This is a genomic window from Rubneribacter sp., from assembly GCF_965361815.1.
In genome coordinates, this window is the sequence record NZ_CBDTNW010000028.1 from 1 (window position 1) to 11,313 (window position 11,313).

At 64.7% G+C, this 11,313-nt stretch carries 9 protein-coding genes; 3 read left to right on the plus strand and 6 right to left on the minus strand.

All coding sequences use genetic code 11. The annotated features are described in order from the left end of the window. Positions 1 to 198 precede the first annotated feature (198 nt). The 5 genes from ACWKY3_RS01510 to ACWKY3_RS01530 form a co-directional block, all read right to left on the minus strand. Positions 199 to 960 (minus strand): carboxymuconolactone decarboxylase family protein, encoded by a 762-nt coding sequence (locus ACWKY3_RS01510; RefSeq protein WP_449314660.1) that lies wholly within the window; start codon positions 958 to 960, stop codon positions 199 to 201. Positions 961 to 1,111: 151 nt separating this feature from the next. Then, positions 1,112 to 2,362, minus strand: coding sequence for an Nramp family divalent metal transporter (locus ACWKY3_RS01515; protein ID WP_449314661.1), 1,251 nt, complete (start codon positions 2,360 to 2,362; stop codon positions 1,112 to 1,114). A gap of 901 nt (positions 2,363 to 3,263) precedes the next feature. Continuing rightward, the gene (locus tag ACWKY3_RS01520; RefSeq protein WP_449314662.1) at positions 3,264 to 4,121 is read right to left on the minus strand and encodes a DmsC/YnfH family molybdoenzyme membrane anchor subunit; all 858 of its coding nucleotides are present in this window, start codon (positions 4,119 to 4,121) and stop codon (positions 3,264 to 3,266) included. Positions 4,122 to 4,138: 17 nt separating this feature from the next. Then, positions 4,139 to 4,705 carry a 4Fe-4S dicluster domain-containing protein gene (locus ACWKY3_RS01525; protein WP_449314663.1) on the minus strand — a complete coding sequence of 189 codons (567 nt, stop codon included), beginning with the start codon at positions 4,703 to 4,705 and terminating at the stop codon, positions 4,139 to 4,141. Positions 4,706 to 4,716: 11 nt separating this feature from the next. Further along, positions 4,717 to 7,272, minus strand: a complete 2,556-nt coding sequence (locus tag ACWKY3_RS01530; protein ID WP_449314664.1) for a molybdopterin-dependent oxidoreductase — start codon at positions 7,270 to 7,272, stop codon at positions 4,717 to 4,719. A 228-nt stretch (positions 7,273 to 7,500) separates the two neighbouring features. Here ACWKY3_RS01530 and ACWKY3_RS01535 point away from each other — a divergent pair, with 228 nt between their 5' ends. Both ACWKY3_RS01535 and ACWKY3_RS01540 read left to right on the plus strand, forming a co-directional pair. Further along, positions 7,501 to 8,700 carry an MFS transporter gene (locus ACWKY3_RS01535; RefSeq protein ID WP_449314665.1) on the plus strand — a complete coding sequence of 400 codons (1,200 nt, stop codon included), beginning with the start codon at positions 7,501 to 7,503 and terminating at the stop codon, positions 8,698 to 8,700. Positions 8,701 to 8,709: 9 nt separating this feature from the next. Further along, the gene (locus ACWKY3_RS01540) at positions 8,710 to 9,408 is read left to right on the plus strand and encodes a Crp/Fnr family transcriptional regulator (RefSeq protein ID WP_449314666.1); all 699 of its coding nucleotides are present in this window, start codon (positions 8,710 to 8,712) and stop codon (positions 9,406 to 9,408) included. Between the two features lie 66 nt (positions 9,409 to 9,474). Here the strand turns inward: ACWKY3_RS01540 and ACWKY3_RS01545 are convergent, their stop codons facing one another. Then, on the minus strand, positions 9,475 to 10,413 hold the full coding sequence (locus ACWKY3_RS01545) for a response regulator transcription factor (RefSeq protein ID WP_449314667.1): 939 nt from the start codon (positions 10,411 to 10,413) through the stop codon (positions 9,475 to 9,477). A gap of 374 nt (positions 10,414 to 10,787) precedes the next feature. Here ACWKY3_RS01545 and ACWKY3_RS01550 point away from each other — a divergent pair. Beyond that, positions 10,788 to 11,313: arginine deiminase family protein (locus tag ACWKY3_RS01550; protein WP_449314668.1), on the plus strand; the 526-nt coding region annotated here is incomplete at its 3' end.

The following is an 11,313-nucleotide window of genomic DNA, read 5'->3' on the forward strand; positions in this document are numbered from 1 at the left end:
CAGACTCCCAGGATGGGGGAAGAAGGTCGAGAGAAGAGAAAAGAGAGGCGTAAACCCCTTTTCGCCACCCGGCCGTACGGCTGCGGCCACGCGCGCGGCGCGCCGGCGGACCCGGACGCACCGCGCCGCCAACGCACGATGCCGCCAGCCTGCTGCGCAGACCGGCGGCATCGCAAACGCGCATCGCAAAATCTGCTGCTACTCTTCGGCCGCAGCCTCTTCGATGCAGCGAAGGGCGTTCAGACAGCGCGGATAGCCGATGTAGGGAACCAGCTGGGACGCCACCTTGATGAGGAACGCCTTGTCGTTGCCCACATGCATGTTGCCCTTCACGTGGCTTTTCAGCTGCGGCTCGCATCCGCCCTGCGCCGCAAGGAAGCAGAACGTGATCATCTCGCGCTGGGCGTCGTCAAGGCCGGTGCGCGTGTAGTAGTCGCCGAAGCAGTTGGCGGCAAGCCACCGGTTGATGTGACGCGTTTCCTCGGGACCGGACTCGCAGAAGTCGGCCATGCCCTCGCCGAAGATGTCCACCTGCTTCTGGATGCCGGCTTCAAGCCGCGCATCCACCTGAGTGGTGGCCTGCCCCTCAAGCGGAAGATCGACCAGCCGATGCTCCAGCAACTCGTTCGTCGCATGGAGGAACGGGAGCACGCGCCCAAGCCCTAGGTACGGAACCGCCTGGTAAACGATCTCCTTCATCTCAACCGGCGTCACGCCCACGTTGAACGCGCCTTTAGCCATGGCCTGGTACGCCTCGACCCCTTGGCACCCAACCAACGCCGCCAAGATGGCCATGAGGCGCGTGCGGTCGTCAAGGTCGTCGCTGTGGGCGACCTCGCCGAACGCGAAGCGGTCGAAACGCTCCGAGAACTCGGGATCGGTGACCGCAAGCGGCGAATCGAATCCGGGAAACAGGCGGCTGCGGTATTCGTGCGCCTGCTCGACAATGCTGGTATCCATAGTGTATCTCCTCTACGTCGCAAAGCGCTTGTTTGCTGATGCGCCCATCCTACTACGCGGAGCACACCCCAGGTCAACTTCCATCAAAGAAGAACCATACCCGCAAGCGAAGCCTTCTTCGAAACAGACCGGCGCGCCCTTCCGCGCCGGCCTACCCGCCGATGAGCGCCTGTAGAGACGTCACGAAGCTGGACATGTTGCGCCAGCACATGAACAGCGTGATGACGATGATCACCACGCCTGCGACGTTGGCGAACGCATGGTTGCGCCACGCGCCCAGATCCTTGCCGTTGGCGCAGTACAGCACAAAGAACGCCATGATGGGCAGCAAGATGGCGTTGGCCGCCTGCGCCACCAGGATAAGCTCGGTGGGGCTGTGGCCCAGCGCCACGGCCATCACGCATCCGGCCACGAGCACGATCATCCAGATCACCTTGAAGCGCAGGTCCTTCGTGGTCTTCTTCCAGGCAAGCACGCCGTTCACCGCGTACGCGGCCGAAAACGACGCCGTGATGGCGCTTGAGAAGCCGGCCGCCAAAAGCCCCAGGCCGATCATCCACGTGGCCCACGAGCCCAAAAGCGGCTGCAACGCCACGGCCATGTCCTTGCCATTGGTCACCGTCATGTCCGTACCGTAGATGTTGGCGGCGGCGCACACGAGGATGGCCATGGAGATGATGCCGCCCAAGCCGATGGACAGCACGGTGTCGAAGCGAGCGTCGGACACCTGCTCGGGGTCCTTGAAGCGCTCGGCCGCACCGGAGGCGTGCAGGAACAGGTTGTACGGCACGATGGTGGTGCCGATAAGGCCGACGGCGGTCAGAATGCCCTTCGACCCCTCCTCGGGCAGCGTCGGCACGAACAAGCCGGCCGCGATGGCGCCCCAATCGGGGTTCGACGCGAACGCCGTCACCAAAAACACCACGCCCATGAACACGACGATGGCCGTGAGCACCACCTCGACCACCTTGTACGAGCCGATCCACATGGCCGCGAACGCCAGAATGCCCAGCACGATGACGATGGGGATCATCGGCGCATCGGGCACGACAGCCTGGATCCCCAAGATACCGCCCGTGATGTTGCCCGTCTCGTAAGCGATGTTGCCCACGAAGATGGCGATGATAACAATCACGATCGCAATCCACATAAGCGTTTTGTTGGGAATACGATCGCGGATGTTTTCACCCAGCCCCTTGCCCGAGACGATGCCAACGCGCGAGGCCATCTCCTGGAAGATGATGGTGGCCACGGTGGCGAACAGCAGCGCCCACAGCATGGTGTAGCCGTAGCTTGCGCCCGAGACCGTGCACGTGGTGACGGTGCCGGGACCGATGAACCCTGCAGCCACAAGCGCGCCGGGACCGACGTTCTTGAACTTCCGCACCAGCGTAGAGCCCATACCCTCTCCTTTCTCTCGAATCTCGCTTTCCGAAATCTCTGCGCTGCGCCCTGCGGATGCCGGACTGCGTCTTACCCACTCTTACCCACGTCGCCATCCATGCGAAAGCGCGTCTGCAGAAGACTGCTTCACTTTAGCAGAACAAAGCCTCCGCACGCACGCATGCAACGGCGGGATGCCTCTTCCACCCGGCAAAGCACGCACTCGCGCTCTGTCGGCCTTCTCTCCCTTCTCGCACGGCAAAGCGCACCTTGCCAACCACCATCTCTCCGAAAATCGCGTCCCTAAGGAATAGCTTCGACAACGCGAAAACCACCCAGATGGCGACAAATTACCGAAATCGGAAGATGTTGCAGCCTTGCCCCCCGACGATAAAAAGGAAATGCCTGGTCGCCAACGACGAGAAACTCTCAGAAAGCCTGCCCGCGCCCCTTTGCTTTCCGATTTCGGTGATTGCTCGCCATCCAGACGGCAGACAGCACTCCCCCGTCAAACCATCATTGACGCAGACCGGGCCGAGCCGCCGCGCGAGGCTTTGCAAGCGCAGGTTGGTCACAAAACGCGCCCTGTGGCACTCCGGGCGGCCGGTTCGGCGCTTTGGCGGACCACGCAATTCTCGCGATCTGGGGTTTCTCCAGATGCGGAGTGCACGGAGGGCGCGAAACCGGCCCTGCGTGTGCCACAGGGTGCGTTTTGTGACCAACCTGCGAGTGGGTCCCGGCCTCCGCTCTCGACCTTTCTCGCCTTCGCCCCCATGAACGAGAAAAGGCCTGATTCGCATCAAGCCCCTCCTCGTTCAAACTTATTCACTCAAGCTCGCTCCACCCGGATTCGTTCCACCGAAGAAGCTTTTGCTGCAGCCTCTTTCCGACCAAACGCCGAGCGCGCCTCCGCCTTGCTTCTACGGCAGCATGCCGGCGGCGAAAAACGCTATGCGGGCGAGCACCACGCCCACCGTGGCCAGCACGCATACCGCAATGCCGCCCGCGCTGACGGGCAGCTTGCCCGTGCGCGCCGCCGCAGCCGCAACGCTGGCCCCAACCGGGCCTGCGATACCGGCGGCCACCAACAGCCCCGTCGCATCCAGGCCAATGCGCGCCAGATGCAGCCCGAACGCGCACAGCACGGTTGCGAACGCCACGCCGGCGGCCACGTTCGCCGCGGCCAGATGGCCGTCGCGCAGCGCCTTTCCGTCCAGCAAGGCGCACAGGCCCGCCCCCAGCGCAAGATCGCCCAGCACGAACAGCGGGATGGTGGCGGCGCCGTTCCACGCCGGCAGGCCCAGGCTCTTGCAGTACGCCAGGCCCGTGACCGCCATCAGTCCCAGCGCCACCAGCCCGCCAACCCAGCGCACCGGCCGCGCCACCGCGCCCTTTCTCCACGCCAGCACCAGATCGACCAGGATGACCGCTCCGAAAGCGATGGACCAGTACGCCTCCTGCGCGATCATGGAGCCGGGGTTGGACATGCCGTTCAGAAACCGCAGGGGCTGCCCCAGGTGCGCGAGCGTGCCGCACAGGCCCACGCCCAGAAGCACCAGGCACACGAGAGGAAACAGCCACGGCCGCGCAAGCGCGTCGGATGCGGCATTCGCAGGGATCCCGGCAGCCTCGCCGCCCGAACCTGCGGCGGCCCCACCGTGGGCAGCAGACCCGCCGCCCACGCGGGCGTTCCCGCACACGGCATCAATCGCGTACGCGCCAGCCGCCAAACCGGCGAACGTGGTGAACGCGAGCAAGGGAAGCAATTCGGCGAACATCGTTCAACCCCCTCTTTCTAAATATAGTAGACCGACGGATGCGTGCCGGCTTCCGGAAGGTAGGGTTTGGCATGCCCCTCCTGCAGAAGCTTGCTCGCCTCGCTCTCCGGATCGTTCAGGTCTCCGAACACCCGCGCGTTGGCCGGGCACGAGGCCACGCAGTACGGCTCCGCGCCCTGCGCCACGCGCTCGGCGCAGAAGGTGCATTTGCTCATCACGCGGTCCACGTCGTTCATGGACGGCGCGCCGTACGGGCACACCCAGCCGCAGTACCCGCAGGCTATGCACACGTCCTCGTTCACCGACACGATGCCCGTCTCCGGGTCCTTGTGCATGGCGCCGGTGGGACAGTTGCTCGCGCATGCTGGGTTGTCGCAGTGGTTGCACAGCAGCGGGCGAAACGCCACCACCGTGCGCGGGAACGTGCCTGTAGCCTGGTACAGCACCTCGCCGTCCAAGCTCTCCAGGTGGTTCCAGTGCGCGCCGCCGGGAACCTCGTTGGATATCTTGCAGCTGACGGTGCAGGTCTGGCAGCCCACGCAGTGCTGGGTGTCTATCACCATGCCGTAGCGTTTCTGGGTCATGATCTCCTCCTTCACGCCTTCTCAACCTCGACGAGCACGTCGTAGAAGGCGGTGTTCGTCATGCTGTAGGCTTCCTCGGCATCGCAGATGGTGTGGTGAGTGAGGTTTTGATAGCAGCCTTCGATGAAGTGGTCGGGCGTCCAGCCGCTCTGCGTGGCCACCGTGCCCGGGATGATGCCCTCGGTCAGAAACACGCGGATCTTCATGTCGCCCCGGTCGTTGCGCACGCGCACCACGTCGCCGTGCGCGATGCCGCGCGGCTCGGCGTCCGCGGGGTTCATCTGCAGCAGCGGCTCGTCCTGCACCACTTCGAGCGCAGGGTTCAAAATGTGCTGCGTGTGGACGTTGAGCCGGTCGTGGTACTGAATGTAGACAAGCGGGTACTTCTGCGCCAACTCGCCCTCGCGCGGGTCCTCGCACGGCGGCAGCCAGGTGGGAACTTCCTCGCCGAACTCCACCATGCTTTCCGTGTAGAACTCGAACTTGCCGGTGTCGGTGGAGTAGCCGGTGCCGTTCTCGTACACGATGGCCGAATCGAAGATACCGTCGGAACGGCCGTAGATGCCCTGCTCAACCACGTCGCGATCCCAGTCGAAGCCATCCCACGCCGGGTGCGCGGTGCTCACGAACTGGCGCAGCCATTCCTCGTCGGTCTTGTCCCAGTACCGCTCCACGCCGGTCTTCTTCGCAAGCAGCGTCATGATCTCGGTGTCGGACTTGCTCTCGCCCATCGGCTCGATGGCCGGCTGGTTGAACATCGCCCAGGGGCTGCGGTCGATGAGGTCCCAGTGCTCCCAGTACGTGCTGGCGGGCAGCACGATGTCGGAGTACTTGGCCGTCCACGTCCACCACGGGTCCGCCGTCACGATGAAGTCGATGGCCGGGATCACCTCGTTGATAATGCGGTTGGAATCGGGGCTCATGTTGATGAAGTTCGAGTTGGCTATCCACAGAAAGTCGATGGGCACCGGATCGTGGTCAACGGCCGCCGAGTACACCTTGGACGACGGCACGAGGTTGGCCTTCTTGCCCGTGCTCGACCAGTCCTCGTAGTTGTACACAGAACCGGTGTAGCCGGCCACCGGCTTGTTCGTGGCCGTGCCGCCCGCATGCGACGCGCCGCCGCCCAAAACGCCTATGTAGCCGGCCACCATGGCAAGCGTGGCCACGGTGCGGAACGGCGAATACGAGTGGTACACGCGCTGCATGCCCTGCCCCATGCGGATGCCGGCGGGCTGCGCCTCGATGTACTCGCGGGCCAGGCGCTCGACCACGGCGGGGTCGATGCCGCAGATCTCGCCGGTGCGCTCCAGCGTGTAGGGTTTGCACGCGTCCACCAGATGGTCGAACGCGGTGCGGCACGCCACGCCGTCCACCGTGAACGCTCCCGAAAGCGCAGGCTTCACGCCACCGGCCTTGATGGTGGCCGCGTCGGGAGCAGACACCGCCGCGCCTGTCAGCTCGTCCCAGATCACGTACGTGCCGGCGCCTTCGCCCGCCGCGCCCTGGGCCGCCGGCACGGTGCCGATGGAACCCGCGTCGGCCTTTTGACCGCCCGCAGCCGACGCCACCACCGCGCCGTCGGCCATGCGCAGGTAGGTGCCGTCGTCCTCGCGGATGAGGTAGGGAGCCACCGACTCCTCCGCCAGCTTGTCCTTGGCGTGCAGGTCGTTGTCGATGATCCAGTTCATCATGCCAAGCGCAAGCGCGGGGTCGGTCTGCGGGTTGATGGGAATCCACTCGTCGGCCATGGACGCCGTGGAGCACTGGCGCGGGTCGATGACGATGATCTTGCAGCCGTTCTTGCGCGCGGCCACGTAGTCGCGCAGCTCAGAGGTGTGCGTGTCGGCCACGTTGCGGCCCCACACCAAAAGCAGGTTCGAGTTCATGTAGTCGCGCGAGTCGTGCGCGCCGCGATGCGTGCCGAACACCATGGTCATGCCCATGGACGCGCCGTGGTCGCCCATGATGCCCTCGATGTCCCAGGTGGTGGCGCCCACGCAGGCCGCGTAGCGCGTGGGAGCCTCCCACGACATCTTGCCCAAATCGCCCGTGAACGAGTAGAACGACGCCGCCTTGGGATCCTTCTCCAGCACGGCGTTGAGCTTCTCGGCTATCTCGTCAATGGCTTCGTCCCAGGTGATGCGCTCGAACTCGCCCGATCCGCGCTCGCCGGTGCGGCGCATGGGGTACATGACGCGCGCGTTTTCGTCCTGCAGACGCTGGATGTAGCTCATGGAGCGCAGGCAGGCGTTGGCGTAGCCCGGGCGCCCCGGCATGTCGCCCGGCTCCACGCGAACCAGCCTGCCGTCGCGCACCGTGCCGCGCAGGTGGCAGCGCGACGTGCAGTTCACCGTGCACACCGCGTGCACGGCCTTCTCGCCGGCAGCCGCCGGAACCTCGTCGGCTGCCGCTGCAGGCGCGCCCGCAGCCTGCGCGCCGAAGCCCATCGCGGACGCGACGGTGATGGCCCCGACGCCCTTGATGAACGTGCGACGCGTCAGCTTGCCGTCGCGCATGAAGTACTCGGGTTCGCATGCGGCGGCATGCGCCTCGGTCGTCTCCATCCCATCCTCCTCTTCCTCGTCTTCCTCATCCTGCGCCCCCGGCGCGGGGACGCCCGCAACGATACGCCGGCCGCGCCGCGCGCTCCACACACGGCGGTGGGGTCGGCACACGGTTGGGCCGCGCGCCCAAACAACGGCCCGGCCCACAACATTGTGGGGCTGGCACAGGCTTGGCTGGACGAACGGCCGCGCAACCCCGTATCATCGCGTGCGCGGGAAGGGGGACGCATGGGACTCGGCGAAACGGGAGGCGCGGCGCGCTGCGGCCAAGCGGCGAAGTCGCCGAACGTCGCGACCGCGCTGGTCGCCATCGCCGCTTTCCTGCTGTTCGGACTCAACAACACCGTGACGATCGCGCTGCCCTCCCACCTTATGGCGCTTGGCACGGGACCCTTCGTCGCCGGACTCCAGAACAGCCTGTTCGTGCTCGTCGCCGTGTTGCTGAGGGTCCTTTTGGAACGAACGGTCGCGCGCAGGGGAAGCCGGCTTTCCCTGATGGTGGGGGCGATCGGCTACACCGCGCCCTGCCTGCTGCTCGCCGGATGCGCCGAGCCGCAGGGGATCGTCGCGCTGCGGATTGCACAGGCGATCGGCCTGGCGCTGTTCCAGCCCGGCGTCGCGCAGTACCTTGCGGCAATCTCCCCCGCCTCCTCGCTGGGACGGCGGCTGGGCATCGTGCGGTTCGCCACAACCGCCTCCCTCATGGCGGGTCCGGCAATCCTGCTCCCCATCATCAACCTGCATGGGTACCAAGCGTTCTTCGGAGCACTCGCGCTCGCAGGCGCGTGCGGAACCGTTGCAGCCTGCGCCCTGCCGAAAGACCCGACCGGCAAAACCGCACCCCGGCGGCTTCGGGCCGCCGATCAGACGCTCCCCCGCCGGCAAACGGCCCTTTTGTTCGCATGCCCGCTGCTTTTGGCCTCGGGATACAGCGTCATCATGAACTTCGGACACACGCTGGCCGGCCAGCGCCTCGCGGAAAGCGCGGACGGGCTGCTGTTCGCGTGCCTGAGCGCGGGCGGGCTTGCGGGCAGCGTCGCAGCCGGCTGGGCGACCGACGCATGCGGCGCCAAGCGCTCGACAGCGGGCGCCATGGCCTTAAGCGGGGCGGGCCTGCTGCTCATGGCGGTTGGGGGGAAGCCCGCCTCCGTGCTCGCGGGGGCCCTTCTGAGCGGAGCCGGCTACTTCGGCGCCACCGCCACGCTGGTCGCAGCGGCGGGGCTGCTGTCAAGCGGCAACGCAAACGCGCTTCTGGCCCGACAGCAGAGCGCGCTGGACTTGGGCATGATATGCGGCGGGTTTGCGGCCGGCGCCCTGCTGCAGGGGGACGTTCCCCTTTCCGCAACGTTTTTGGCCGCCTCGGTCGCCTCCGGAGCGGCTTTGGGGGCCTGGAGTATGATGTATCCGGGCCAAGAGGAGAGAGACTAAGGGGGAACCATGGAGGCGATCAGCCTGTTCGTGCAGCCAAAGCCGTTGCTCAGCCAAGCCGTGGAGCGCGCAGTGGCCGACGGCGTCCTGAAAGCCCGAAGCCTTGCGCTCAGCCCGAAAGACTACCTGTTTCGCGAAGGCGACGACATGCGCAGCACCTTCTACCTCACGCGCGGCCTCGTGCGCCTCTACAGCGACACGCCCGACGGCTACGTCAAAACGGTGTTCTTTCACAAGGCGGGCACCCTCATCGGGTTCCAGGGATTCCGGCCCGAGATCGACCGCAAGCCGTCCATCCTCAACGCGAAGGCCACCACGAAGGTGGAGGCGCTCGCCATAGACGCCAAGGATTTCGGCTCCTACCTCAAAGCGAACGGCGACATCTGCTACGCCATGGCGCAGTACCTGTTCGAGATGATGTCGCTGCAAACGCGCGAAGCGGTGAACGCCTCGGTCTATCCCGTGCTGCAGCGGTTCTCGGCGCTGCTGCTCACGCTGGCGCGCGAGTTCGGCTCGGCGCAGGCGCCGGCCATCGTTCCGTTCAGCAACGAGGAGCTGGCCGAGATGCTGGGCGTGCACGTGAACTCCATCACGAACTCCGTGGTGGCGTTGCGCAACGCCGAGTGCGCCGAACGCCAACGCGGCGCGCTCGTCATCACCGATTTCAGAAAGCTCAAGAGCATCGCGGAGAACCTTATCGCATCGTGAGCGAAAGCGGCTCCGGCAGCCGACCTCCTCCAACCGCCAAGACCGCTCGGTCCTTTCGGGACCGCGTTACGACATCTTCCAGAAATCCTGGGCGAGCGCTTGCCGATTCGGCTGGCCGGTCTTCTGCAGGATGTTGTGCACGTGAACCTTCACAGTGCTGAGCGCAAGGTGCATCGACGAGGCGATGTTCTGATTGTCGTAGCCCATGAGCACGTAACGCAGCACCTCCTGCTCGCGCGCGGAAAGCTGATGGCGGCTTCCGTAGAGCTGCAGGTTGTCGTCGATGCGCGTCTCCTGGCGGTCGCCCCTTTTCATGGGAGGACGCTCGAAGCGAAGGGCGAGCACGCGAAACGCGTCCCGGCACGCCAGGAACGCGCAGCACAGCATAAGGACGTTCTCCGAGATGTTCCGTTCGGGAGCGAACGCCCGAAGGCCGAATAGGATGGGGTCGGACAGCAAAAACACAAGCGCGTCCTCCACGACGATGCTCGCCCCCAGCACCCACATGACGGCGTAGGGCAGCGCATGGCGGCGCAGGCGGGCACGTTCGGCCTCGTCTTTCAGCGTAAGGTAGTGGAACAGGGCGAACAGCAGCATCCAGAACAGGTACAGTTCGCGCGGCAGGTAGAACAGGAAGCTTTGCACGCCGCTTTCGGGGAGCAGGAGCATGCCGAGGCTCGCCGCCGCGAACGCCACTGCGGGGGCAACCCTTAAAACCTTGCCGGATCTTCCCAGGTAGTCGCACACGAGCAACCAAAACGAGGTGAGGAACCCGCACCCCACCGCAATCATCACCAGCGACACCACGAACGAGTACGCCTCGCCGCCCGAGAAGAAGTCACGCTGGAACACCCAGGTCACATCGAAAAAGTAGAATATGAACGCGGCAAAGGCGTACTTGAGCGTGCTCTTGCGGGACACCAGGTAGGCCGAAAGGCACACCGCGGCGGTCAGGATGACGGCCAGCAGCACAAGAAGCGTGTAGTGGAAAAGCGCGAAACTCACGGCCGGACATCCTCTCTGTCGCAGGTACGCCTTCCATTATCCAATCGCCCATAATACACGAAAAACCTGCGAACGACCCGTCTCTTTTGCCGAGTTTCGTCACTTTGTCCCGAAAGCTCAACGTAAAAACAACAAGCCCTCTACCAGGTGTTTATCAAGGGTGTAGAACCCCTCCTTCGCTGCTAAACTTCAACTGTCCCCCGGTAAACCCCGTTTACATCTTTCCTTTGCCCCGCAAAGGGAGCAAGGTGATAAGCATCGCGGCGCGGAAATCGCCGCCGCAGCCGCGGACTTGGCGAAGGAGGCCTCTGGCATCTAGCAAAGAGGCGCAAAGGCCCCGGGCGACCGGGGCACGACGAAAGAAGGAGGGTCGCATGGCTGGAGTGAACGTCAAGAGCGAGATCAAGCCCTTGAAGAAAGTCCTGCTGCACCGCCCGGGAAAAGAGCTTCTGAACCTGACGCCGAACACGCTTGAAGAGCTGCTGTTCGACGACATCCCGTTTTTGAAGGTCGCCCAGGAAGAGCACGACGCCTTCGCGCAGGCGCTGCGCGACAACGGCGTGGAGGTGTTCTATCTTGAGGACCTGATGGCCGAAGTGCTGGAGAACGACCCCGCGCTGCGGAGCAAGTTCCTCAAGCAGTGGATCGAAGAGGCCGGCATCCGCACCGAGCGCTACCAGAAGATCATCTTCGACTACATGCAGACGAACTACCCCGATGCCAAGGACTTCGTCCTGAAGACGATGGAGGGCATCAACCTGGCCGAGCTTCACACCGACAAGTCGAACTCGCTCGTGGACCTGGTGAGCGAATCCTCCAAGATGGTCATCAAGCCCATGCCGAACCTCTACTTCACCCGCGACCCGTTCGCGATGATCGGCAACGGCGTGTCCATCAACC